Consider the following 24,548-nt stretch of genomic DNA (forward strand, 5'->3'; position numbering starts at 1 on the left):
TACGTTTACTTTTTTCAACACAATTTTTTATGATTTGAGCTTTATCAAAAAAGCTCATAAACCCTTACTAGGCGCTAATCAATGAACTTCTGGAATTAGCCGTAAGGATAATGGATTTTGATCAATGGACTGCCAAAAATGGGGCTTCAAAAATACCCTCCCGGCCAAGCCAATATTTATGAGGCTCGCAAAGAGATGTGTAAATTTTGGAAATTTCTGGCCCTAAACCACAAAAGGGTATTTTGAAAAATATGTGCCTAAAATTTAAGCAGCATCATTTTGGCAAAACACGTGCTTTTTCATGCAATTTGTTTATAAAATTTGCTCTACAAAATTCGTTTTTCAATGTATTTATGTTGTCGAATCTTTGGAGTTTGGTCTCGAAGGCGGCATCACTTTAGGGGGATTTGGTTGTGTTGTCGCAGGCGGTTTTGGCGCACCCTTTTTTGCCGAAATTTGTAAGGCCTCTTGAATCGCTTGACGCGCACCAGACAAACTAAAACGTGCGGTCATAAATTCAGCTGATTGCAAAGCAAACGCAAAATGAATTTCCTCACCAATTTGGGTCGCTTGCAACATCGTATTAAATGGCTCCAAAATTAAAAATAATTTGTTACCCACCAAGGTGCATTTCATGGTGATCGCATACGTTTGAATTTGATTGCGCACGAGTGCGGGATAGCGTTGATTGGGTAAACACACCGATGGTTGATGCACATAAAACATACATTGATTGGCAGAGCAAAAAACGCCGAATGTAGTGTTCGTTTCACCCGCGGTATACGCTTCAGTGATGATCTCTTTAGACTCCAAAGTCCACTGAGAAATCGTGGTTTGCGCGGTCGCTAAACCAGAGCCCAAAAGACCCCAAAAGATCGCGATTATCAGCGCATGGAGCCTAGCCATGCCTAGACCTAAAACTGGTAGCTAGCGGTAATCCAACCCCGTGGGTTGGTGGTGGTGCCATCGACCGCAACCTGTTGACCTGTAAAGGAATATAGGGGATTTTGGCCGATTTGCCAGGCTACCATAGCGTTTACATTCCACCCTTGGTAGCTCCAGCGAGCCCCAAACCCAGCCCCTTGCAAAGAGTACACATTATTGGCATTCGTTAAACCCTTGGTCGCGTTATAGGCGATTGGATTTTTGTACTGCTGAATGATCCCAACGTCGTAGAAAATAGAGCCCAATACGTTATAGGGAAGCTGTTGACGTAGCTCAACAGTTCCAAGCCCTCCCTGCGAGCCACCACTTTGCGCCACCGGATAAGCTCTCACTCCGTATGCCCCGCCCAAATAAAATTGCTCCGCAGAGTTGAGATCTACCGAGGCCATTTGTCCCGAGATACCAACATAGAGGGTGGTCTCACCCCCTGCCGTAATCTGTTGATTACGATTGGCAGAAAAAGTGACCTTCGTAAATTGGCTAGGGGTGTAGGTTCCAAAGCCAGTCACACTAGTTGGCGAAATCTCTAAATTACCAACAACGAAATTGAGCGAGCCTGCACTGATGGCACCCCCACCAAAACTATCGTAATGGTTTCCGGAAATACCGGCGGTCACGTTATTAATGTTGTATGCACTAATTACAGCATTCGTAAAATTACTTTTGTTCATGTAACTTTTGACGTCATATCCCAATATGGTATTGACATTAGTACCCTGGCGCCGAATCAAGGGGTAAGCCAAATTCACACCCGCAGTCCAAGCATCACCAAAGCCGCCGTTGGGATAGCCGTAGTTACTGACGTTTTTGTAATTTAGGTAGGTCCCCGATGCGCCAAGACGCAATCCTGTGCGAGTCACTGGCAAGGAATAAGCACCTTGAATGTACTGCGATCCTTCGGAGTAAATTCCGTTTACCGAGGCTTGATCGCCAATCCCAGTGGGGTTGTTCAGATTTAAAGCAATCACACCTTGGTTTTGTCCGGTGCTGCGGCTACCGTAGTTGTTCGCCTCAACCTTACCCTGAACCAAAGGGCCATCCGTAAGCTCCATGCGCAAAGCCGTTTGTCCTTGATCCTCACCAGGCTGTAATTGGCTTGCCACAATGACGCCGGGGGTCTCGTTCAAAATAATCGAAGCCCGCTCAATTGCTTGGGTATTTAATGGAGAACCCACAGGATTGGCGTCTGTGATGTAAGCAGCTGCTCGATCTTTACTAAAGCGGGTTGGACCCTTGGGGGTATCCACAATCACGCTACTTAACTTTGCTTCGGTAATTGCAATTCGTACTACGCCATCGGTGATACGTTGTGGTGGCAAGGTTGCTTGGACGAGTAATCCGTTTTGACGATAAAAATCAACGATCACATCGCAGACTTTTTGTAACTCATCAAACGTGAGGGATTTATTCAAATAGGGTTTTAAGATCGCTTGAACTTTTTCTTCGGGGATCGTTTTCACGCCCTCGAGTTCAAAACGTTTCACATCAACACGCACTTCTTTGGCTTTGGCGTCCTTGGGCTTTTCCGTTTCGCGCGATGGTTCGGGAAGCGGCAAAGGAGACGGCATCGGTAGCTGCCGCTCAAGGCCTTGCTGCAAAGCACCGGCATCCACTGGTGGACCTGGTGGCCGATTTTGACTAAATGATGAGGTTGCGACAGCGCATCCAAAACAAACTAGCAGCGATTGCGAAAGGCGAGTATTTAATTTCATCGGATTTGTTTTTTTAAGCACTGATTCTAAAGCCTTTATTAGCCCTATTAGGCGCCCCATTGGCTCATTTGGTACGGGGCATTTTCCTAAAAATAGAGGAATTGTAATTTAAAAACCCTAATTTATTCAATACGTTACAGATTTCGTTTTGCAAAAATGTATTTTCTGAGGCATTGGTTATAAAAATTACAACCAAAATTTGAAGATTGGGCTATGCTGAAATTTGTGACACGACCTACCTTGGAGATTCAAGAAAATGAAAAATCCAACGCATCAAAAACAATCCTTACGCACAGCAAAGACTAAATCTTCATTACTTAGTAAAAATAAACTCGGGCCCGAAAAAAATGCCCTCAAACATGGAGCAACCTCGAGCGATTTTTTAACCATCAATGAGCGTGATCGCTTTGATCAACTTGTTCGCGAATTAAGCGCCCATTACGCCGCAACCTCCCCATTAGTCCCCATCCAGATTGAACGGATCGCACGTCTAACGATTCAGCTAGAGCGCATTCAAAATCTAATTGATGTGCTGTATTTTCAGAGTCGCGATGATAAAAAACCAACTAAAAAATTAACAGATGAAAGTTTGATGCAAGCAGCAACTCGCATTAAATTTAGTATTGGACTTTTAGAACCAAAGATACTCGATAAAATTCGTTTACTTTTCTTGAAAGAGAATCTAAAACTACTGTTTAACGAATCCGAATCAGTGGAAGAGGATAAAGAGGAAATCAGCCTCGAAAAAGAAGTATCCGACATCCCAACGATTATGCAAAGTACCCTGCTAGGCGCCTATTTATATACCGAAGCAGCTTTTTATCAGCAAAAAATCGATGCCTATATTGAAGATAAATTGCAAGCCATTCATCATTCCAGTAAAGGTAAAAGAAATTACGCCGAAATCAATATTGAAGTTCTATCGATGGCAATCGATCGACGCGCTTCTAAAGACAACCATAGAGGAATTCAAGCGAGAGACTATTACGAGTACCACTCTTTAAAACAATGGTTTCAGACCCAATTAAGTGCGGTACCGGAATATATTGAGCGGATACAAAAATCGCTAGAGGAAAAGAAAGTTGAAATTCCGAATTTGCCGAATTTTGAAAACTTAGATCGGCTCATGCGTTACCAAACGACGATATCGCGCCAACTATCTTCAGCAATTGGTGAACTTTTAGTGTTAGTTAGATAAGAGTTATCTTTAAGCGTTAATTTTTAATCTTCCACCGCACTCCGGCTCCAGATTCAGGGGTGCCGATGAATTCAATCCCCGCATCCTCGAGTGCTCTCTGAACTGCATTCAGAGTTTTTACCTGTCCAGATGGAATCCCATCTGACGACTCAATCCGAATCACCGTAGTAAAGGCAACCCCCGACATTTCCGCCAACTTCGTTGTGGTTATGCCGAGCAAGGCTCTTGCTGCTTTTATTTGACCACTTGTAATCAAAATAAAACCTAACTATAATAGAACAAAATATTCTATTTATTTAATAATTTATTGTTTATAGAGGATAAAAAATGCTTAATAATCAAGATTTTACACATAATCGTGCTGCTTTCCTAGGTGGAAGCGATATTGGGGCGATTCTGGGGGTCTCCAAGTACCGCTCGGCCATGGACGTGTGGCTCGAGAAAACCGGCAAGAAAGTAGATATCAAAGATAGCTTTGCCCTGCGCTTTGGCTCGTTTGCCGAATCCTTTATTGCAGATGAATATGCCTTACTCACAGGTGAACATGTGGTGGAGCATCCCCGGGGCCTTATTCATCCTAAGTATTCCTTTTGCGTCGGACATATTGATCGCTTTGTGTTGGAGAAGAAAGATTTACCTCTCTTTCATTCTGACGGAGGTCTTAATGCCAAGAAGCTCTTGGAATGTAAAACAGCAAATTATTACAGTCAAAGTGATTGGGGTGAGCCCGGGACGGACGCGATTCCCCTAACCTATCTCTGTCAATGCCTCTGGTACTTAGGCATTACCAATCTATCAGAGATTGATGTTGCTGTTTTATTAGGGGGATCGGATCTACGTATCTATACGATTACTCGAGACTTAGAACTTGAGTCCTTACTATTTGAGAAAGCTGCTTTCTTTTGGACCGAGCATGTTCAAAAAGACATTCCACCCAAACCCCAATCGATTGACGATTGCCAAGCGCTCTTTCAAAGGAGTTGTTCGGGTAGAACGCTAGAAGCTTCCTCGGAAGCATTGGATCTCATTCGAAAGCTCAAAGCGTTAGAGTCCCAAACCCATGCTGAGGAGGAGCAAATTAATGGCATTAAGCAAGCCTTGATGGAACACATGGCGGATGCCGAAGTACTTACTTACCTAGGTAAACCGGTCATTACCTGGAAGGCTCCCAAACCAACTTATCGGATTGATACCAAACGTCTAAGTCTCGAACATCCAGAGCTAGTAAAGGCCTACCAAAGTCCAGTCATCAATAGTCGGCGCTTTGTGGTGAAGGATTTACCCGAGGAACTGTTGCAGCATGAACTCATCCCCAGGGAAAAAGCATTGGAAGGAGTTACCTCATGAAGAAAGTATCCATCCTAGATTTACCCGAGGATCTTTTGGATGACGATCAACCTCATCCGCCAAGCGAACCCACTCTCGATATATTGGTGACAGAGGTGGCTAATACCCTTGGGATCGTCCCTCAAGAACTGAGTCATTGGGCTAAAGAAGCGGTAGCTCCCGAGGAGGTCTTGCAATTGATCTTAAGAACCGCTTTACGCTTAAAGCTCAACCCCCTACTAAGTCAGGTTGACTGGGAACACAATTTGGAAGGTGGATATGAAGTCTACATTCCGATTGATGGCTGGATTGCCATGATCCATCGGGAGCCCAGTTTTAAAGGACTCACCTTTGGCCAAGCTAATGAGACCGAAGAGGGCATTCCAATTTGGATGGAGTGCTCCATCTATCGCGCAGATCTAATCCAACCCATTACCGTTCGGGAGTACTACTCAGAACTCAAAACCAATCATCCCATCTGGAATCAAATGCCCAGGCGGATGCTGCGACACAAAACCCTACAACAGTGCGCACGACTGGCGTTTGGGATTAGTGTGCCGGAACTGAAAATATCCCTCGTGCCGCCAGTTACCGAAAAAACAGCGATACTGCAGGTGAGTCAAAGCGCACCGGATCGTAAAACGGTACTGAGACAAAAACTAGCTAGCCCGTCTCCCGCTCCAGCAATTGCTCCCAGCGCGCCATTAGTACTTTGAGTTGTGCATCAATCGCCAGTGCCCGCTCTTTGAGTGCAATGCTCGCACTCGGATCGCCCTTGTAAAGCGCAGGGTCGGCTAATTGCTCGCTTAATATCACTTGCTGCTCTTCAAGCGCCTCAATTTGAGTGGGTAATTTTTCTAGCTCAATTTTTTCCTTACTACTCAGTTTTGACTTGCTAGCAACGATTGGATTCGATGGTTTACTGGGGGCCTTACTTTCAGCCACTTTCATGAGAGGACTTGGTATCACCGTATCCGAGCGTGCCTTTTGTACTTTGTAATCTTCATACCCGCCCTCGTACTCACGCCACACTCCATCGCCCTCATAGGCAATCATGCTAGTGACCACATTATCTAAGAAGGTGCGATCGTGGCTCACTAAAAAGACGGTGCCTTGATAGTCTTGAAGCAGTTGCTCCAAAAGATCCAAGGTATCAATATCGAGATCATTGGTAGGTTCATCAAGGACCAGGACATTCGCAGGTCTGGCAAAAAGTCTTGCGAGTAATAAGCGATTGCGCTCACCACCCGAGAGGGTTTTGATGGGGGAGTTGGTGCGCTCAGGTGCAAATAGAAAATCCCCTAAATAACTCTTCACGTGCTTGCGCTGATTGCCAATCTCCACCCACTCACTCCCGGGGCTTATGAAGTCTTCGAGCGTCGCCTCTAAATTGAGGCTTTCGCGCATCTGATCAAAGTAGGCCACCTCAATGCGCGTGCCTAATTTAGCGACTCCGGTATCGGGGGTAATTTCACCGAGGATTAATTTCAGCAGTGTCGTTTTACCTGCGCCGTTGGGCCCTAGGATGCCCACCTTATCGCCACGCAAAATCGTGGCGGTGAAATTTTTCACAATCGGTTTTTCGTAGGACTTGGAGATGATATCGAGGTCTGCCACAATTTTGCCGCTGCGCTCACCGGAGGCAATTGAGAGCTTTACCTGGCCCATGGCATTGCGTCGCTCAGCGCGCATCGCTCGAAGTTTCTCAAGACGCGCCACGCGCCCGACGCTGCGCGTGCGCCTGGCTTCCACCCCTTTGCGCACCCACACCTCTTCTTGGGCCAGTAATTTATCGGCTCGCGCATTGGCAAGCGCTTCAGCGTTAAGCTCTTCGTCTTTAACAAACTCATAGCGACTGTAGTTTCCGGGGTAGCTGCGCAGCACGCCGCGATCGAGCTCCACAATGCGGGTAGCAACTTGGTCTAAAAAGCTGCGATCATGAGTAATAAAAACAATCGACCCAGCGTACTCATTCAGAAGCCCCTCAAGCCATGTAATCGAATCCAAATCCAAGTGATTGGTGGGCTCATCCAGTAACAGCACATCCGGTTGAGTGACCAAGGCTTGCGCGAGCGCTACGCGTTTTTTAGTGCCCCCTGAAAGAGTTCCGATGGTTTGATCGGTATTGAGATGTAAGCGATTCAGGATTTCAGAGACGCGCTGCTCCCAGTTCCAGCCATGCGTGGCATCAAGCTGGGATTGCAGGGTGTCTAAGCGCTCTTGATTGGCTTCGTTCCAATCGGCTTGCGCAAGCGCCTCATACTCCGATCGGATTTGCTTAATAGTTACCAAGCCTTCAGAAGCTGCCTCAAAAATGGTTTGTTTGGCATTCAAGAGGGGTTCTTGGGCTACATAGGCAATCCGTAGTTCCTGTTGGATTTGAATCAAGCCATCATCGAGTTTTTCAATGCCAGCGAGGATCTTTAGAAAGGAGGATTTACCGGTGCCATTGCGCCCAATGAGACCCACGCGCTCACTTGCCTCGAGTGCAAAGTTGGTGCGGTCTAAGAGGGGGTGATGACCGAACGCTAGCTTGGCGTCCGTCAGAGTAATCAATGCCATAACCCATCATTATCAACGGTTTATTCGTCTAAGCGTCTTATAATGATGCTTTTCCTGAGGTGTTTCCATCAACTCCCCCGATTCATCATCGACCTTATCCGCTTTGGATGAGGTTGCGCGCCGTAGAAGCTTTGCCATCATCTCGCACCCCGATGCGGGCAAGACCACGCTTACCGAGAAACTTCTCTTGTATGCAGGTGCGATTCAAATTGCCGGGAGCGTGAAGGCTCGCAAAGCCAGTCGCCATGCCACTTCAGACTGGATGGAAATTGAAAAGCAACGGGGTATCTCGGTTGCGAGCTCGGTGATGCAGATGGAGTACCGCAATGCCATCATTAATCTTCTAGATACCCCCGGTCACCAAGACTTTTCCGAAGACACTTATCGGGTCTTAACTGCGGTCGACTCCGCCTTGATGGTGATTGATGCAGCGAACGGTGTGGAGCCCCAAACCAGACGTCTCATTGATGTATGTCGTGCGCGGCATACGCCTTTGGTCACTTTTATTAATAAGCTCGATCGTGAGGTTAAAAAACCACTTGATCTCATGGATGAGATTGAAGCAGCACTCGGTATGGCGGTAGTCCCCTTTACTTGGCCAGTCGGTATGGGTAAATCCTTTGCCGGGGTGATCGACATCATTAACAATCAAATGCGTCTATTTAAAGCCGGCGAGGATCGGGTCACCGAAGACTCGAACCTCGTCGTGTCCTTAGATGATCCCATGCTCAAAGAGCGCTTTGGTAGTGAATTAGAAGAAGCCTTGGCTGAAGTTGATCTTGTGAAAAATGCCATGCCCGCTTTTGATCGCGAGGCGTTCTTGGCTGGTGAGCAATCGCCCGTATTTTTTGGATCTGCGATTAATAACTTTGGCGTTCGTGAGATTTTGAACACCTTGGTGGATTTAGCTCCTGGGCCTGGATCACGCAAGGCAGTGCAACGCCAGGTCGATCCCCATGAGAAAAAATTTACGGCCGTAGTGTTTAAGATCCAAGCCAATATGGATCCCGCACACCGCGATCGGGTGGCATTCTTGCGGATTTGCTCAGGTCACTTTGAGCGCGGCATGAAACTCAAGATTGTGCGCAATGGCAAAGAGATTCGCACCAACAATGCCCTCTCCTTTTTATCGCAACGGCGTGATATTTTGGATGAAGCCTTTCCGGGTGACATTATTGGCTTACCCAATCATGGTCTCTTGCATTTAGGCGACACGCTCACTGAAGGGGAAGAGTTGCAATTTACGGGTCTACCGTTTTTTGCCCCGGAGATTTTTCGCATGGTTGAGGCAGCCGACCCAATGCGTAATAAGCAACTGCGCACAGGACTCTTACAACTCGGAGAAGAAGGAGCGATTCAAGTGTTTCGCCCTATGAGTGGCGGGACGATGCTCTTGGGTGCCTTTGGCCAGTTGCAGTTTGAAGTGGTGGCGCACCGCTTACAAACCGAGTATGGCGCCGAGGTGCGCTTATTGCCTGCACGCTACACCATGGCCAGGTGGGTGACTTCCGAAGATCCAGTCGCCCTCAAAAAATTTATTACGGAGAACAGCCACCGCATGGCCGAAGATGTGGTCGGTGCCTCGGTCTTTTTGGCGGCTCACAAGTCAGAGCTCGATGTCGCCCAGCAGCGCTGGGAGCAAATTGAGTTTCATGCGTTACGCGAGCATGCGGGACTCATCTACCAAACTGAGATGTAAGCATTAAAAATCTACGGATTAAATAATCCGTCAGTCGTTCAGTAGGCTTAGTTTGAGCTTAGTTTAGGCTTAGTTGGTTTTTTGGGTCCCCCAAGAATCTCTGGGTACTGTAGCTTATAACGATAAATGGCTAGTCGTAAGCCAACTAAGAAGATAAATGTAACCCCCACGGTCAGCACAACCGGTATTGGGCTTGATTCATAGTAATTGGCGATAAAGAGCCCTGCGGTGAGTACTAAACCACCAACGACTGCCGCCTCCTCATAAATTACTCCTTTAAAAGTATGCGGCTCTTGATTCACCAAGACATCGCGTAAGACACCACCGCCAGCACAGGATAGCGCCGCACAAATCGGTGCCCAAAACCAAGCCATTCCTGCAGCAAGAGCCAGCATCGCACCCAAGGTGGCTAAACCGGCAAAGCCAATCACGTCGGTGTATTTTTTAACGGTCTTGAATGTCTCCGAATGATGAAAATCACGATAACGCAATCCAATGAGACTAGCAGTAAGAACAATCAGCAAAATACCGGTAGGAAAGACCACATCTCGCACGTAAAAGAAGTCTAAGCGCTCACCCCCAATAATGATGTCTCGTAGGGTTCCACCACCAAGACCCGATAGGAAGGCCAACACCAACCGCCCCCACAGATCGTAGTTGCGGTTCATACCTTCTAAGGTTCCCGATAGAGCAAAAGTAAATGCGGATAAATAAATGAGCAACTTAAACCAAGTGGACTTCACAATCTCTGTGACATAAAAGCGAGTTGCCTCCGTGAGCGGTAGTTTTCGGCCGTCTTCTTTTTGTACTTGATTCCATATTTGATGCGTCCACAGTGAACGAGGATCTAAATCCGAATTTTTAGATACCGCACTTAAGCGACGTACACTTTTATCAAAATAGGCGAGGTTAAATAGTCCAAATTGTTTGTTCTCCTTGGGGATTAAATCCAATACCACTTGCAACATGTGCAGCTGTTGGGCAGGATCCAAATGGGGAGCAATTTTTTGCACGGATTGGGCAGCAAGGGTTGGGGCGATGCGGGCTTCAGACCAGCCTTTACGCAGCGCCCGAATCAGGCGAACCATTTGCTCTCGAAAGATGGGATCCTCGAGGCGAGCGCTCATCACATATAACCCATCCTCAATATTGATGGTGCCATATTTTTGCGGATCCACCACCACCAAATCCGCACTTGGTATGCCCGAGTGCAAAATTTTCCAATACTCGTTATAGGACATAGCAGTAGCGCACGCCACATTCCCATCAATTAAATCCTCACCGTTGGAGCGTTGCATCACGACTTCGACTGAATTTCTTGGAATACTGAGTTGATCCAGAAGTTCATAGAGGATCTCTTGATCCCCTACACCCCAAACTCCAATGCGTTTACCCTGAACGTCCTTCGGCACATAAACGCCCGCACTGATTCGGCAAATAATATTGAGCGCCGATCCTGAAAACAACTGTGCAATATTAGTAATGCGCTGATCGGGCTTGGAGAGCTCAAAGGCATTGTTAAACCAAGAGATGGCTACATCGGCATTACCATTTTGAAGCTCTTGGAGGGGATTAATGCCTGACCCCCCAGGGAATGTAATCACGTCTAGCCCTTCATTTTCAAAGTGCTTGCGAATTTGGGCTACATAGACGCCAGCAAACTGACTTTGATGCGACCATGCCAATTGCAAACGAATGGATGCTGCTGTATTTGGCTGGGCCCAACAAACGCTCGTATTCAATAAAACCATGCTTAGGATTAGTCGTAGCCAGCTCATGAAATCACCATCTCTAGTGTTGATTTTGATACTTTTGATATCTTAGTTGAATTAACTCCTACCAATACTATTTTTTCTATCCCAATCGTGAAATCAATACAATCTACCCTATGAGGCAACTGACTAAAATCTGTTTTGTTCGTCACGGGGAAACCAATTGGAATGTTGAAAAGCGGATGCAAGGTCATACCGACATTCCCCTCAATGCCCACGGTCTAATGCAGGCTGAACGTTTAGCCAAAGCCCTCTTAAGAACCGGTCATCGTTTTAATCGCATCTACTCGAGCGATTTAGAGCGCGCCTTTCATACCGCCAAAGTGATTGCAAGTCCTTTGTCTTTGGATATTTCAGTGCACCCTGATTTGCGCGAGCGCCATGTCGGCAAACTCCAAGGGTTGCTTTTGGCTGATGCACCCCGGGCAGAACCAGAACTATGGCAACGTCACCTGACCCGCGATTTAGACTTTGATCTCGGCGGGGGCGAGAGTATTGTGCAGTTTCATAATCGGATGAAGCGCATGCTCGATCATTTATTAATGAAGCATGCTGGCGAGCAGATTTTGGCGGTCAGTCATGGTGGCTCACTCGATATGATCTACCGCATCGTCACCCAACAAGCTTTAGATGCCGAACGCGTCGCGGTGGTTCCCAATACCTCACTTAATTGGATTGTCCATGATGGCAATACTTGGTCGATTGAGCGCTGGGGCGATACGAGTCATCTCACCGATTCGGTACTCGACAATATTGAAATCTAATTAGGTGCTCACGAGATCGAGCGCAATCGCTTCAGCGACTTTAATGCCATCAATCCCAGCGGACATAATTCCACCGGCATACCCCGCGCCCTCACCGGCTGGGTAAAGGCCTTTGGTATTGATGCTTTGGTAATTGGGTCCACGCTTAATCTGCAGTGGCGAGGAAGTACGGGTCTCTACCCCGGTGAGTACCGCATCAGGCATCGCAAAGCCTTTGATCTTTTTCTCAAACGCGGGAATCGCCTCCCGAATCGCCTCGATTGCATAGCTCGGTAGGCTTGTGGCGAGGTCGGTGAGATGCACGCCTGGTTTATATGATGGGATGACTGAGCCAAATTCCGTCGATGGCTTGCCTTTTAAGAAATCACCCACTAACTGCCCGGGAGCTTCATAGGTCGACCCACCCAAGGTATACGCTCTCGATTCCAGCTCACGCTGAAAGGCAATGCCTGCAAGCGGTCCACCCGGATAGTCGCTTGGATCGATTCCCACTACAATTCCCGCATTGGCATTGCGCTCATTGCGCGAATACTGACTCATGCCATTGGTCACCACCCGATTAGGCTCGGAAGTTGCTGCCACCACCGTACCACCTGGGCACATGCAAAAACTATAGACTGAGCGTCCATTCTTGGCATGGTGCACGAGCTTATAGTCCGCTGCACCAATGAGCGGGTGTCCGGCATGCGGCCCCAAGCGCGCACGATCAATCACGGATTGGGGATGCTCAATGCGAAAGCCGACCGAGAAGGGCTTCGCTTCCATATAGACGCCTGCGTCAAAGAGCTCTTTGAAGGTATCGCGTGCACTATGACCAAGTGCGAGCACCACATGATCGGCCGGCAGATACTCACCGCTTTCCAAGCGCAACCCCTTCAATACGTGATTGTCGATATCAAAATGAGTCACCTTTTGACCAAAGCGCACTTCGCCGCCCAGATCAATAATTTCTTGGCGGATCTTCTCAACCATTCCGACTAAGCGAAAGGTCCCAATGTGGGGTTTCGAGACATACAGAATTTCTTCAGGTGCCCCCGCTTTCACAAACTCGTGTAAGACTTTACGACCATAAAACTTCGGGTCCTTCACTTGGCTCCATAGCTTGCCATCCGAGAAGGTACCCGCCCCACCCTCACCAAACTGCACATTGGATTCCGGGTTCAAAATCTTTTTGCGCCATAGCCCCCAGGTATCTTGAGTACGTTCACGCACCGCCCTACCACGCTCGAGCACAATCGGCTTAAATCCCATTTGCGCCAATAGGAGCGCCGCAAAGATCCCGCAAGGACCAAAACCGATCACAACAGGTCGTAATGGGGATTTTGTTGACTGATTGCGACTTTGCTGAACAACGAAGTGATACGACGTATCGGGGCTCGGTCGCACATGGGGATCATGTGCATGCCGCTTGAGAATGTTGGCTTCATCCCGAACGGATACATCGAGGGTATAGATAAAGGTGAGCGCACTATTTTTACGGGCATCGTAACTACGCTTGAAGACCTCGAATCGAATCAGGTCCTTCGGTGGAATATCGAGCCTCTTTAGTATTTCCTGATCAAGCGCCTCTGGAGCATGGTCAATCGGTAGGCGGAGCTCAGTAATCCGAATCATAGGCCATAACGATAGCAGTTTATGATTTATCCATGCAAAAAATCAGGATCATGCAATGGGATGAGGCGAAAGACCTTGCCTACCCGATTCGCTTGACCGTATTTGTTCATGAACAAGGAGTCCCCGAAGAGCTCGAGCTCGATGACGATGATGCAATCGCCTGGCATGTGGTTGTGCTAGACCATGGCAACGCAATTGCAACAGGACGCTTACTGAAAAATGGCAAGATTGGTCGCTTGGCGGTGCTCAAAGAGTATCGCGGTCTAGGTCTTGGGGGCGAACTAATGAAGACTTTGTTGTCGTATGGCCGTCAAGAAGGAATCAAGCAATTCTTTTTGCACGCTCAGACAACCGCTATTGGCTTTTATGAACGTCATGGATTTAAGGCAATCGACCTTCCATTTGAGGAGGCCGGCATTGATCACATCAAAATGGTACTAATATCGGATTAGAAATACGTTTTAATCTCTTCGTCGTCTTTGGATCGAAACCAGGCTTGATAGAACAGGATTAGAAAACCGATCGCAAAATAGATCACGTTGCCCGTGGTGACATACGCAATAATGCCACCGATGGTGGCGAAAATACCTAGTAAAGCCCAAAAAATAGACATGATGATCTCCCTCGTTACTCTATTTTATTCGGTTTTAGGGAAGGTGATTTCAAAGGCAGCGCCGCCTTGATAAGCGGAATCGAAACGAATCTTGCCGCCATGGCGACTTATGATGTATTCGCATAACCAGAGTCCTAGACCCATCCCCTCGCGCTTACTGCCAGAAAATAGATCAAATAGGTGTTGGGCTCGTTCAGAGGAAACGCCTGGTCCATTATCCTCACAACGAATCCTAATTTGATTAGCATCCTCCATTCCACGAATCCAGATGACACACTCCGATCGCATACTAGTTTGGAATGCCTGAGCAGCATTATTGATCAGATTTAAGAAGATTTGTTGGGCCTCCCCAAAACTCATCGGCATGCTTATCGAGTTCGGAATGTCGACTTCAACACGAACATGCTTTTCAGATAAATCAGATTTAGATAACAAAATGACCGATTCGATTGCCTCAACTACTGATACTTTTTCGGGGAAAGCGTCATATTTCTCAGAGAAGATTGCTTTTAGGGTTCTGATAATGCGGGCAGCCCGCATATTATCTTTGGAAATGTCATCTGCAAGTCTTTTAATTAAATCCCGATCAACCGCTTCCTCAGAAATCTTCTTTTGCAGATACTCACTATTAATCTGAATGGCCCCCAATGGCTGATTAATCTCATGGGCTATCGAGGCAGTTAATGCCCCCGTAGTATTACTCTTGTTAGCCTTGAGTAATGAACTGATAAGCGTTTCACGTTCATCAAGCAGCTTCTTAAACGTCATATTTTGGAATTCGGTCTGCCGGCTGTCGATCGCTAATTTTTCGGACCAGTAACCCCAGATTGCAATAAACGATAAGGTGTTCATCAAAATCTGGCCAAACGTAAAGATGATGAGAAGCTGCGGCAATTGCTCCATCGAACGAATCGGGAAATTGGTTTCGAACAAGACAACCAGTCGCGGTGCCAGGAAAAGTGCCTCTCCTATTGCAGCGTATTGAAAATACCGCAATTGCTGCAGACCCAATCCACGATTGACCATACGGGCTTCTCGAATTTGCCAGGCAAGAATGATTGCATAGGTGGAGACAGCAAATAATGTTCGCTCCTCAAATGCCCAATTGAGTCGTAAATATTCAAAGAACAACCCATAAGAAAGCATGGAGAGCCCAAGAGCCCACTTTAATGATTTACTGACGGGATGATTAAAGGAATAGAAAAATAGGCCTTGCAGAATTGCTGCCGCATAAAACAAAGTGTTGGCGAGCGTAAAGATAGGTGGGACTTTCTGAATATCATCAGTTAACAAAATCCCAATTGCAAATAATGCTAAACCGATAACATTCGAAATCAATGCTCCAAGCCAATATGGATTCGGTTTTGATTTGGACTCACCCTGAAGATAATGAAGAATTCCAAAGAGTAATCCAAGCTGAATTGCTGCGAAGATAAAAAAATTGAGAGCGAGTAAAACTTTCATTGACTTATCGTAATGGTATTACCCGTGTAATCGATCAATAAATTGAATGCTAGAGCTATATCTTTAACAAAGGCGGTGCACTGAAATTACTTTGGCTCGCGTGAGCCCCAATACTTTTGCATTTCTATAAATAGGAACGATGCAGACCAGGTAATCAGAATCAGACCGGTGAGTGCCTCAACTCCAGTTAGATAGCGAAGATAACCGTCTACCACAATGTCACCGTATCCTACAGTGGTATAGGTGACAAACGATAAATACGCACTATCGAGCAGCAAGCCATGATCAGAGGTGCTACCAATCACACTTCCAAGGTTGGGAAATATCAGCATGAGGTAATAAGCTAATGCAAAGATCCAAATCTCAATGATGTGTGCAATAAAAATCACACCAACTGCGATCAATACCTTATAGCGAGCATGAATGTGCTTAATCGCCGGCATGGCACTGTTTAGTTTGTACAAAACTTCATAATGAAATACGATCGCCAAAAGTGCAATCAGTGTATTGAGTATGAAGGTAATCAATAGAAGCATGCGAGGCTTTCAGGATACTGGCGGAGAGGGTGGGATTCGAACCCACGGTAGGCTTGCACCTACGCCTGATTTCGAGTCAGGTACATTCGACCACTCTGCCACCTCTCCGATACTCGATGGCTCAATTATAGCGAGCGAATCACCTCTAAACCGCCCATATAGGGCTGCAATACCTTGGGGATCCGGATACTGCCATCAGCTTGTTGATAATTTTCCAGTAGAGCTACGCCAGTTCTACCAACCGCAAGGCCCGAGCCATTTAGAGTGTGAAGTAGTTCGGGTTTGTTTTGACCGACTTTATAACGCGCTTGCATCCGCCTAGCTTGAAAATCTCCCATGTTGGAGCACGAGCTAATTTCTCGATAGGCATTTTGCGAAGGGATCCACACTTCCAGATCATAGGTCTTGGTGCTACCAAAGCCCATATCGCCGGTGCATAAGAGCATGCGTCGGTACGGCAATTCCAAGAGCTCCAGAATTTTTTCCGCATGCGCAGTCAATTCTTCCAAAGCCTGCATCGATTTCTCGGGATGGCTGATGTGCACCAACTCGACCTTATCAAATTGGTGCTGGCGGATCATGCCGCGCACATCACGCCCATAACTGCCTGCTTCCGAGCGAAAGCATGGAGTGTGAGCTACATACTTGAGCGGTAGCTGATCAGTGTTAATAATCGCGTCACGCACTAAGTTAGTCACCGGCACTTCAGCAGTGGGGATGAGATAAAAGTTTTCAATCCGCTCACCGCCATCGTCAGGATGCTCGCCACCCATCTTGCGGGGTACTTTGAATAAATCAGCCTCAAACTTGGGTAGCTGTCCTGTACCCTGCATTGCTTGCGCGCTCACTATATATGGCGCGTAGACCTCTTGGTAACCATGCTGCTCGGTGTGCACATCCAGCATGAATTGCGCAAGCGCCCGATGGAGCTTCGCAGCGTTGCCTTTGAGAACCACAAAACGCGCGCCACTGATTTTGGATGCTGCATCAAAATCTAGTCCAATGGGAGCGCCTAGATCGACGTGATCCTTGGGGGTGAAATCAAATTCTGTTGGTTTTCCCCAAACCTTCATCTCTTTATTTTCGTCGGCCGTCATACCAACCGGCACGCTCTCATCCGGTAAGTTCGGGATATTGAGCATCAAGTCTTTGATTTGATCTTGTAAGGTCGATAAACGAGTGGAGTTTTTCTCAAGCGCTTGGTTAACGCTCGCCGACTCAGCAAGTTCTGCATCTGCATTCTCGCCCTTACCTTTTTTCATGCCAATGGCTTTGGCCAATTGATTGCGTTTGGCTTGCAACTCTTCGGTACCTGCTTGAAGCTGTTTGCGCTCATTCTCAAGCTGTGTAAACAGGTTGGTATCTAGCTCAAACTTGCGCGTGGCCAAGCGTGCCTTGACACTCTCTAAATCTTTACGAAGCAGTTGGGGGTCCAGCATACGATTCCTTCGGGTTCAAGCCATTAGTTTAGTCGCAAGACCTCGGCACCCTGTGGAGGCTTAAATTGAAAGCGGCTACTATCCACGCTCGGATTGATTTGCATCTGATTGAAAATCACGAGCACCATGCTGCCAAATCCGTCGGTCAGCTCCAATGCTTTAGGCAATCCAGAGCCCATGCCAATCGCAATTTGCGTATAAGGTAAATCGCCCTGCCCGGGTTTTGCCTTTGGCTTTAGGTTTACCCACTGCAAATTGGTTTTGGTGCCCACTTCCTCTAAATCAAACTGCTGATCAAGAGCGACATCCCCAAACAGGATGGCGGCAGGCGAGGCGGCTAAGGCCTGATTGGCTGATCGGATGGTTAATTGATTGAGGTCCTTATCCCACATGAGCAATTGCTTACCATCCATGATGAGTTTTTGCTCATACGGCTTTTGGGTATCCCACACAAAGCGCCCCGGGCGCTGGAAGATAAATTGCCCTGAGGTTTGCCGAATCATTTTCAGTTTATCTTGCGGCTCATTAGGTTTGGGGGTGCGCATTTGTTGCTGCACAAACTCACCTTGGGCAGAGCGCACGGTCTTCACAAATTGCTTGAGCTGTTCAATCCCCGAAGGAGTTGTGGGTTGCGCATGAATCGCATTTGGAATAGCCAATGCTGCGACGGCAAAATAGAAAATAAAACGCTTCATTGTCCAGGATTTGATGACTTATTCGCTGGGGCGAACCAGAATCTCACGATTACCATTGCCGCCCATCTTCGAGACTAGGCCCGCTTTTTCCATATCCTCCAAGAGACGCGCGGCACGGTTATAACCAATCCGTAAATGCCGCTGCACCAGCGAGATGGAGGCGCGTTTGTTCTCAAGGACGATAGCAACGGCTTGATCATAGAGTGGATCAGCTTCACCACCGCCATTGCCGCCACCATTTAAGGCATCCATGGTGGACTCATCGGCACCCTCGAGCACACCCTCGATGTAGTTAGCCTCACCCTTCTCTTTAAGCCAGGAAACCACACGATGCACCTCATCGTCGGATACGAATGCACCATGCACCCGAATTGGTAAACCCGTTCCTGGTGGCATATACAACATATCACCCATTCCCAACAGCGTCTCAGCGCCTTGTTGGTCTAGGATGGTACGGCTATCGATCTTGCTACTCACCTGGAAGGAAATTCGGGTGGGAACGTTGGCTTTGATCAAACCGGTGATGACATCCACACTCGGACGTTGCGTTGCCAACACCAAATGAATACCGGCAGCACGCGCCTTTTGCGCAATCCGTGCAATCAACTCTTCAATCTTCTTACCAGAGACCATCATCAGATCAGCAAGCTCATCGATGATGACCACAATAATGGGGGCTTTGTAGAGTGGCTCTGGATCTTCAGGGGTGAGACTAAATGGATTGGTGAGTTTCTCGCCCTTGGCTTCGGCTTCCATAATCTTTTTATTAAAGCCGGCTAAGTTACGCACTCCAAACTTACTCATGAGTTTGTAGCGCCGCTCCATCTCGTTGACTGCCCAATTGAGCGCGTTATAGGCCTGTTTCATGTCGGTTACTACGGGGCACAACAGATGGGGCACCTTCTCATAAACGGACATCTCTAGCATCTTGGGATCGATCATGATGAGTCGCACTTCATCCGGCTTGGCCTTAAAGAGGATCGACAAAATCATGGCATTGATTCCGACCGACTTACCCGCGCCCGTAGTACCCGCCACCAAGCAATGTGGCATCTTCACTAAATCTGCAACCATGGGGCTACCCGCAATATCCTTACCCAAGGCTAGTGTGAGTAGAGAATGGTTGTCGTTATAGACCTGGGAGCTCAAAATCTCCGAGAGGTAGACCGACTGTCGCGTTGGATTGGGTAACTCAAGCGCCATACAGGTCTTACCGGGGATGGTCTCGACCACGCGCAAGCTCACGACACCCAAAGAACGTGATAGGTCGCGTGAGAGGTTCACAATTTGACTGCCCTTCACACCGACTGCAGGCTCGATCTCATAACGCGTCACAACCGGTCCTGGATAAGCAGCAATCACCTTAGCTTGCACCCCAAAATCGTCGAGCTTGCGCTCAATCAATCTGGAGGTGAACTCTAGGGTCTCAGCAGAAATTGTTTCTTTTGCCTCAGGAACGGGATCTAAGAGTGAGAGCGGCGGCAACTCCGAGTCCGGGATTTCTACAAAGAGTGGTTGCTGCTTCTCGCGCTCAACCCGCTCACTCTTCACAATCTTTAAGGGTTGATTAAAGATTTGTACCTTGGGTGCCACTTCTTCCCGAATCCGCACTTCCTCGACGTGCTCTTCACGCTCAACCGCAGCTTGCTCACCAATCTTTTGATCTTCTTGCTCCTCGCGCTTCTCGCGCAGACGTCGAATACTTAGCTCGATAAATCGTCCCACTTGCTCAGAAAGCGTGAGCCACGAGAAATGTAAAAACAGAGAAAGGCCGGCTGCTAAGCCAAAGATCAAAATCAGAGTGGCGCCCGTAAAGCCAAACGCCATTTGCAGGGGATCCCCGATTACTTCGCCCAAGATACCGCCCGGGGGTCTGGGCAGCTCCCATTGCAAAGAATGCATCCGAATCGACTCTAGTCCCATGCTGCAGGTGAGGGTCAAGGCAAAGCCCAGCCAACGGGTCCAAAAGGATTCGGGTCTAGCCTCTGGATCAACTGGTAATGGCACACTCCAGAGCTCACGCCAACCTTGATACACACGCCGACCAAATAATACGACCCACCAAAATGCCGAAACCCCAAAAATGTAGAGCATCAAATCAGCGGTCCATGCTCCAATACGACCACCAATATTTTTAGGAACCTCAAAACTAGCGTGCGACCAGGCTGGATCGGATTTAGTGTAGGTAATCAGAACCGCAAATAAGCCAAGGCAGATGGCAAGCATCAGCATCCAGCGTACTTCAGCAATTAAGCGAGACATCTTGCCAGTGCCGCCTTCGGGAGGCAGCGGGGTCTTAATTTGTGGGAGCGAGCTACGAGCCATGTTCACCTGATTGTAAACAAGCATTGGCCTTCAAACTCTATAATTTAGGGATGACGACAACTACCAAACACTCTAAAGTACTGATTCTGGGCTCGGGCCCAGCCGGCTACACCGCAGCGGTCTATGCCGCCCGCGCCAACCTCAAGCCCACCCTGATTACCGGGCTCGCCCAAGGCGGCCAGCTCATGACCACCACCGATGTGGAAAACTGGCCCGCTGACCCCAATGGCGTCCAAGGACCCGAGCTCATGGATCGCTTCCTAAAGCATGCCGAGCACTTTAATACCGAGATCATTTTTGATCACATCCATACGGCAGCTCTCACCGAAAAGCCGATTCGCTTAGTGGGTGATTCGGGCACTTACACCTGTGATGCACTGATTATCTCAACGGGAGCTTCCGCTCAATACCTTGGGCTTCCAAGTGAGGAAGCATTCATGGGTCGGGGGGTTTCAGGGTGTGCAACCTGTGATGGCTTCTTTTACAAGGGTCAGGATGTGTGCGTAGTTGGGGGTGGCAATACGGCCGTTGAGGAAGCGCTCTATCTGACGGGCATTGTTCGTAAGGTGACGGTGATCCATCGCCGTGACAAATTCCGTGCGGAGCCGATTCTGAATGATCGCTTAATGGCAAAAGTAGCCGAAGGTAAGGTTGAACTCAAACTCAACGCCACCCTCGATGAAGTTTTGGGTGATGACAAGGGGGTGACGGGAGTTCGTATCAAAAAACAGGATGGCAGCACCGAAGAAATTGCGGTATCGGGTGCCTTCATTGCGATTGGTCACAAACCCAATACCGATTTGTTCGTTGGTCAACTTGATATGAACAATGGCTACATCAAAACGCACTCGGGCTTAGAGGGCAATGCCACAGCAACCAATATCCCTGGTGTCTTTGCAGCAGGTGACGTCCAAGATCACATCTATCGCCAGGCCATTACCAGTGCGGGCACGGGTTGTATGGCAGCATTGGATGCGCAACGTTATCTGGAAGGTCTCGAGTAATTGTTCTTGACTTAAGCCTGCTCCCTAAGCAAAACGCCCAGCAATGCTGGGCGTTTTTATTTGATCCGTTACGACCTAACGCACCACAGGTAAGAGCGGTACGATTAAGAGTGCCACGATATTAATGATCTTAATGAGTGGGTTGACTGCTGGGCCCGCAGTATCTTTGTAGGGGTCACCTACGGTATCGCCAGTCACGGCAGCCTTGTGGGCTTCTGATCCTTTGCCGCCATGGTTACCTTCTTCAATGTATTTCTTGGCATTATCCCAAGCACCGCCACCGGTACACATGGAGATTGCGACAAAGAGTCCCGTAATAATCGTACCCATCAAGAGGCCACCCAGCGCAGCAGGTCCTAAGAAGAGACCCACCAGAATCGGGACCACCACTGGTAATAGCGAAGGAATAATCATTTCCTTGATCGCTGCAGAAGTGAGCATGTCGACCGCTTTGCCGTACTCTGGCTTTGCAGTTCCTTCCATGATGCCGGGGATCTCCCTGAACTGACGGCGCACTTCCTCCACCACAGCTCCAGCGCAACGCCCTACTGCCTCCATCGCCATCGCACCAAAGAGGTAAGGAATCAAGCCACCAATAAAGAGGCCAATGATCACCATATGGTTCGAAAGATCAAAGGTGACTTGCTGACCGATTGCCTCTAAAGCATGGGTGTAGTCGGCAAAGAGTACCAAGGATGCAAGACCGGCTGAGCCAATCGCGTAACCTTTGGTCACTGCCTTGGTGGTATTACCCACCGCATCCAATGGGTCGGTAATATCGCGGACCGAATCCGGCAAACCTGCCATCTCGGCAATACCACCAGCATTGTCTGTAATTGGGCCATAGGCATCGAGCGCCACCACAATCCCTGCGAGTGAAAGCATGGCCGTTGCGGCTACAGCGATACCGTAAAGACCTGCTAGGTAATACGCGGCAAAGATCGCGATGCAAACAAAGATCACTGGGTAAGCTGTCGAGCGCATCGATACGCCTAAGCCTGCAATGATGTTTGTACCATGACCTTTGGTGGAGGCTTCAGCGATATGCTTGACCGGTTTGTAATCGGTACCGGTGTAGTACTCGGTGATCCACACTAAACCTGCAGTGAGTAACAGACCAACAATCGATGAACCAAATAAGCGCCACTGGCTACCCGGAATCCCCAAGGCATCGTCTGGAATGATCCAGTTGGTCACGAAGTAAAAACCCACTAATGAAATTAATCCGGAGATGATCAGGCCTTTATACAAAGCGGGCATGACGTTTTTCATGCCGGGGCTTGCTTTAACAAACGAGCAGCCAATAATCGAGGCAATGATCGAAATACCGCCAAGGACTAACGGGTAGACCACTGCCGCAACGGGAGCATTCATCACCATTAGTGCGCCCAGGACCATGGTTGCAATTAAGGTCACCGCATAGGTCTCAAATAAGTCGGCGGCCATTCCTGCGCAATCACCCACGTTATCGCCTACGTTATCGGCAATCACCGCAGGATTGCGCGGATCATCCTCTGGAATCCCTGCTTCGACTTTACCCACCAAGTCAGCGCCGACGTCGGCGCCCTTAGTAAAGATACCGCCGCCCAGACGTGCAAAGATTGAAATTAAGGAAGACCCGAAGGCTAAACCAATTAGGGGGTGCAACACGTCCGAGAGGTCTTGACCGTTATCCATCGACACCAGGAGCATGAAAAATACACCGACGCCCAAGAGTCCTAAACCAACCACGAGCATGCCGGTGATAGCGCCGCCTTTGAAGGCGACGTTCAAAGCTTGGTTCATGCCCTGAGTTGCTGCTTGCGCAGTACGCACATTCGCACGCACGGAGACGTTCATACCAATGAAGCCGCAAGCTCCCGATAAAACAGCGCCGATCACAAAACCAATCGCAGTTGCTAAATCGAGGAAGACCGCCATCAGAATGGTTAGCACTACGCCCACAATTGCAATCGTTTTATATTGGCGCGCGAGATAAGCAGCCGCACCCTGCTGAATCGCTTCGGCAATCTCAACCATCTTGGCATTGCCAGTGTCTTGTTTAAGAATCCACGTACGCATCACAAAGCCATAAACCACTGCGATGACGCCGCACGCTAAGGCAAAATACAGACCTACAGTCACATCACTCATGCTAAATCACTCCTACTTGGTTGAGGATTCAATTTAATTTTGATACGACAATCTTGCTATTCGCCTAAAGGCTTAAAATAGCAAGCCTAGCTTTCAAAAGTATCCAACAGATTTAGTGATTTGCCACTTTGCTAAGATCAGGGTATCTACTAAGCAGACCGATTTTTATTTAATTTGGAGTATGTATGAGTCTTGATAACGTCAGCCCAGGAAAACGGGTTCCCGAGAACTTTAACGTCATTATTGAAATCCCCATGAACGCCGACCCCATTAAATATGAGGTCGATAAGGAAACCGGGGCGATCTTCGTGGACCGCTTTATGGGTACCGCCATGCACTATCCCTGCAACTATGGTTACATCCCCAAGACCATTGCGGGCGACGGTGATCCAGTCGACGTCTTGGTAATTACACCCTTTCCATTGATTCCTGGCGTGGTGGTTAGCTGCCGTGCCCTAGGCGTCTTACAAATGAACGATGAAGCTGGTGACGATGCCAAGTTACTAGCCGTTCCTGAAGATCGCATTTTATCGATCTATAGCCATTGGGAGAGCTCCGAGGATATCAACCAGATGCGTTTGAATCAGATTCAGCATTTCTTTGAGCATTACAAAGATCTTGAGAAAGGCAAGTGGGTCAAGGTCAAAGGCTGGGGCTCGATTGCCGACGCGCACAAAGAGATTACCGATGGTATGGCCCGCTATCAGAAAGAGAAGGCATAAATATGAATCGTGCATGGCGTAGGTT

At 48.1% G+C, this 24,548-nt stretch carries 21 protein-coding genes and 1 tRNA gene; 8 read left to right on the forward strand and 14 right to left on the reverse strand.

The features are described 5' to 3' along the window. Positions 1-351: 351 nt before the first annotated feature. Positions 352-906 (reverse strand): hypothetical protein, encoded by a 555-nt coding sequence (locus QUE60_RS06755; protein ID WP_286226493.1) that lies wholly within the window; start codon positions 904-906, stop codon positions 352-354. A gap of 8 nt (positions 907-914) precedes the next feature. Next, positions 915-2,657, reverse strand: a complete 1,743-nt coding sequence (locus QUE60_RS06760) for a ShlB/FhaC/HecB family hemolysin secretion/activation protein (RefSeq protein ID WP_286226494.1) — start codon at positions 2,655-2,657, stop codon at positions 915-917. Positions 2,658-2,913: 256 nt separating this feature from the next. Here QUE60_RS06760 and QUE60_RS06765 point away from each other — a divergent pair, with 256 nt between their 5' ends. Further along, positions 2,914-3,855 (forward strand): hypothetical protein, encoded by a 942-nt coding sequence (locus tag QUE60_RS06765; RefSeq protein WP_286226495.1) that lies wholly within the window; start codon positions 2,914-2,916, stop codon positions 3,853-3,855. Between the two features lie 16 nt (positions 3,856-3,871). On the opposite strand, the gene QUE60_RS06770 is transcribed toward QUE60_RS06765, so the two are convergent. After that, a complete protein-coding gene (locus QUE60_RS06770; RefSeq protein WP_286226496.1) occupies positions 3,872-4,111 on the reverse strand; it encodes a helix-turn-helix transcriptional regulator in 240 nt (79 codons plus the stop codon). A 71-nt stretch (positions 4,112-4,182) separates the two neighbouring features. Between QUE60_RS06770 and QUE60_RS06775 the strand changes: the two genes are divergently transcribed. Continuing rightward, complete coding sequence (locus QUE60_RS06775) at positions 4,183-5,202, forward strand: YqaJ viral recombinase family nuclease (RefSeq protein ID WP_286226497.1); 1,020 nt, start codon at positions 4,183-4,185, stop codon at positions 5,200-5,202. Next, positions 5,199-5,897, forward strand: coding sequence for a recombinase RecT (locus QUE60_RS06780; protein ID WP_286226498.1), 699 nt, complete (start codon positions 5,199-5,201; stop codon positions 5,895-5,897). The genes QUE60_RS06775 and QUE60_RS06780 overlap by 4 nt, the downstream gene beginning before the upstream one ends. Here QUE60_RS06780 and QUE60_RS06785 read toward each other — a convergent pair. Next, the gene (locus tag QUE60_RS06785) at positions 5,845-7,743 is read right to left on the reverse strand and encodes an ATP-binding cassette domain-containing protein (protein ID WP_286226499.1); all 1,899 of its coding nucleotides are present in this window, start codon (positions 7,741-7,743) and stop codon (positions 5,845-5,847) included. The two genes, QUE60_RS06780 and QUE60_RS06785, sit on opposite strands and share 53 nt — an antisense overlap. Positions 7,744-7,846: 103 nt before the next feature. Between QUE60_RS06785 and QUE60_RS06790 the strand changes: the two genes are divergently transcribed. Further along, a complete protein-coding gene (locus tag QUE60_RS06790; RefSeq protein ID WP_286226500.1) occupies positions 7,847-9,442 on the forward strand; it encodes a peptide chain release factor 3 in 1,596 nt (531 codons plus the stop codon). Positions 9,443-9,489: 47 nt separating this feature from the next. On the opposite strand, the gene QUE60_RS06795 is transcribed toward QUE60_RS06790, so the two are convergent. Further along, a complete protein-coding gene (locus QUE60_RS06795) occupies positions 9,490-11,220 on the reverse strand; it encodes an ABC transporter substrate-binding protein (RefSeq protein WP_286226501.1) in 1,731 nt (576 codons plus the stop codon). 110 nt (positions 11,221-11,330) lie between these two features. On the opposite strand from QUE60_RS06795, the gene QUE60_RS06800 reads away from it, so the two are divergent. Beyond that, positions 11,331-11,978: a histidine phosphatase family protein gene (locus tag QUE60_RS06800; protein ID WP_286226502.1), complete on the forward strand. Its 648-nt coding sequence runs from the start codon at positions 11,331-11,333 to the stop codon at positions 11,976-11,978. Here QUE60_RS06800 and QUE60_RS06805 read toward each other — a convergent pair whose 3' ends face one another. Next, the gene (locus QUE60_RS06805; protein WP_286226503.1) at positions 11,979-13,592 is read right to left on the reverse strand and encodes an NAD(P)/FAD-dependent oxidoreductase; all 1,614 of its coding nucleotides are present in this window, start codon (positions 13,590-13,592) and stop codon (positions 11,979-11,981) included. A 32-nt stretch (positions 13,593-13,624) separates the two neighbouring features. On the opposite strand from QUE60_RS06805, the gene QUE60_RS06810 reads away from it, so the two are divergent. Next, the gene (locus QUE60_RS06810) at positions 13,625-14,044 is read left to right on the forward strand and encodes a GNAT family N-acetyltransferase (protein ID WP_286226504.1); all 420 of its coding nucleotides are present in this window, start codon (positions 13,625-13,627) and stop codon (positions 14,042-14,044) included. Here the strand turns inward: QUE60_RS06810 and QUE60_RS06815 are convergent. The 7 genes from QUE60_RS06815 to QUE60_RS06845 form a co-directional block, all read right to left on the reverse strand. Then, positions 14,041-14,205, reverse strand: a complete 165-nt coding sequence (locus tag QUE60_RS06815) for a hypothetical protein (RefSeq protein WP_159074921.1) — start codon at positions 14,203-14,205, stop codon at positions 14,041-14,043. The two genes, QUE60_RS06810 and QUE60_RS06815, sit on opposite strands and share 4 nt — an antisense overlap. A 24-nt stretch (positions 14,206-14,229) precedes the next feature. Further along, entirely contained in the window at positions 14,230-15,669 is a 1,440-nt protein-coding gene (locus QUE60_RS06820; RefSeq protein ID WP_286226505.1) for a sensor histidine kinase, read from the reverse strand. Between the two features lie 86 nt (positions 15,670-15,755). Next, positions 15,756-16,205, reverse strand: coding sequence for a potassium channel family protein (locus tag QUE60_RS06825; RefSeq protein WP_286226506.1), 450 nt, complete (start codon positions 16,203-16,205; stop codon positions 15,756-15,758). An 18-nt stretch (positions 16,206-16,223) separates the two neighbouring features. Continuing rightward, positions 16,224-16,313 (reverse strand) — tRNA-Ser (locus tag QUE60_RS06830). A gap of 17 nt (positions 16,314-16,330) precedes the next feature. After that, a complete protein-coding gene (gene serS, locus QUE60_RS06835) occupies positions 16,331-17,644 on the reverse strand; it encodes a serine--tRNA ligase (RefSeq protein ID WP_286226507.1) in 1,314 nt (437 codons plus the stop codon). A 23-nt stretch (positions 17,645-17,667) separates the two neighbouring features. Further along, positions 17,668-18,339 carry an outer membrane lipoprotein carrier protein LolA gene (locus QUE60_RS06840; protein ID WP_286226508.1) on the reverse strand — a complete coding sequence of 224 codons (672 nt, stop codon included), beginning with the start codon at positions 18,337-18,339 and terminating at the stop codon, positions 17,668-17,670. Between the two features lie 18 nt (positions 18,340-18,357). Continuing rightward, positions 18,358-20,664 (reverse strand): DNA translocase FtsK, encoded by a 2,307-nt coding sequence (locus QUE60_RS06845; protein WP_286226509.1) that lies wholly within the window; start codon positions 20,662-20,664, stop codon positions 18,358-18,360. Between the two features lie 50 nt (positions 20,665-20,714). On the opposite strand from QUE60_RS06845, the gene trxB reads away from it, so the two are divergent. Continuing rightward, positions 20,715-21,668 carry a thioredoxin-disulfide reductase gene (trxB, locus tag QUE60_RS06850; protein WP_286226510.1) on the forward strand — a complete coding sequence of 318 codons (954 nt, stop codon included), beginning with the start codon at positions 20,715-20,717 and terminating at the stop codon, positions 21,666-21,668. 75 nt (positions 21,669-21,743) lie between these two features. Here the strand turns inward: trxB and QUE60_RS06855 are convergent, their stop codons facing one another. Continuing rightward, positions 21,744-23,801 (reverse strand): sodium-translocating pyrophosphatase, encoded by a 2,058-nt coding sequence (locus QUE60_RS06855; protein WP_286225092.1) that lies wholly within the window; start codon positions 23,799-23,801, stop codon positions 21,744-21,746. 185 nt (positions 23,802-23,986) lie between these two features. Between QUE60_RS06855 and ppa the strand changes: the two genes are divergently transcribed. Then, a complete protein-coding gene (gene ppa, locus QUE60_RS06860) occupies positions 23,987-24,523 on the forward strand; it encodes an inorganic diphosphatase (RefSeq protein WP_286223346.1) in 537 nt (178 codons plus the stop codon). Positions 24,524-24,548 lie beyond the last annotated feature (25 nt).

The organism is Polynucleobacter sp. HIN11 (assembly GCF_030297675.1).
Lineage (GTDB): Bacteria > Pseudomonadota > Gammaproteobacteria > Burkholderiales > Burkholderiaceae > Polynucleobacter.

Excerpts from the sequence above, each read along its gene's own strand:
- QUE60_RS06755 (WP_286226493.1), bottom strand. The coding sequence starts at position 906 with ATGGCTAGGCTCCATGCGCTGATAATCGCGATCTTTTGGGGTCTTTTG.
- QUE60_RS06760 (WP_286226494.1), bottom strand. The coding sequence starts at position 2,657 with ATGAAATTAAATACTCGCCTTTCGCAATCGCTGCTAGTTTGTTTTGGA.
- QUE60_RS06765 (WP_286226495.1), top strand. The coding sequence starts at position 2,914 with ATGAAAAATCCAACGCATCAAAAACAATCCTTACGCACAGCAAAGACT.
- QUE60_RS06775 (WP_286226497.1), top strand. The coding sequence starts at position 4,183 with ATGCTTAATAATCAAGATTTTACACATAATCGTGCTGCTTTCCTAGGT.
- QUE60_RS06780 (WP_286226498.1), top strand. The coding sequence starts at position 5,199 with ATGAAGAAAGTATCCATCCTAGATTTACCCGAGGATCTTTTGGATGAC.
- QUE60_RS06785 (WP_286226499.1), bottom strand. The coding sequence starts at position 7,743 with ATGGCATTGATTACTCTGACGGACGCCAAGCTAGCGTTCGGTCATCAC.
- QUE60_RS06795 (WP_286226501.1), bottom strand. The coding sequence starts at position 11,220 with ATGAGCTGGCTACGACTAATCCTAAGCATGGTTTTATTGAATACGAGC.
- QUE60_RS06800 (WP_286226502.1), top strand. The coding sequence starts at position 11,331 with ATGAGGCAACTGACTAAAATCTGTTTTGTTCGTCACGGGGAAACCAAT.
- QUE60_RS06805 (WP_286226503.1), bottom strand. The coding sequence starts at position 13,592 with ATGATTCGGATTACTGAGCTCCGCCTACCGATTGACCATGCTCCAGAG.
- QUE60_RS06810 (WP_286226504.1), top strand. The coding sequence starts at position 13,625 with ATGCAAAAAATCAGGATCATGCAATGGGATGAGGCGAAAGACCTTGCC.
- QUE60_RS06815 (WP_159074921.1), bottom strand. The coding sequence starts at position 14,205 with ATGTCTATTTTTTGGGCTTTACTAGGTATTTTCGCCACCATCGGTGGC.
- QUE60_RS06820 (WP_286226505.1), bottom strand. The coding sequence starts at position 15,669 with ATGAAAGTTTTACTCGCTCTCAATTTTTTTATCTTCGCAGCAATTCAG.
- QUE60_RS06825 (WP_286226506.1), bottom strand. The coding sequence starts at position 16,205 with ATGCTTCTATTGATTACCTTCATACTCAATACACTGATTGCACTTTTG.
- serS (WP_286226507.1), bottom strand. The coding sequence starts at position 17,644 with ATGCTGGACCCCCAACTGCTTCGTAAAGATTTAGAGAGTGTCAAGGCA.
- QUE60_RS06840 (WP_286226508.1), bottom strand. The coding sequence starts at position 18,339 with ATGAAGCGTTTTATTTTCTATTTTGCCGTCGCAGCATTGGCTATTCCA.
- QUE60_RS06845 (WP_286226509.1), bottom strand. The coding sequence starts at position 20,664 with ATGGCTCGTAGCTCGCTCCCACAAATTAAGACCCCGCTGCCTCCCGAA.
- trxB (WP_286226510.1), top strand. The coding sequence starts at position 20,715 with ATGACGACAACTACCAAACACTCTAAAGTACTGATTCTGGGCTCGGGC.
- QUE60_RS06855 (WP_286225092.1), bottom strand. The coding sequence starts at position 23,801 with ATGAGTGATGTGACTGTAGGTCTGTATTTTGCCTTAGCGTGCGGCGTC.
- ppa (WP_286223346.1), top strand. The coding sequence starts at position 23,987 with ATGAGTCTTGATAACGTCAGCCCAGGAAAACGGGTTCCCGAGAACTTT.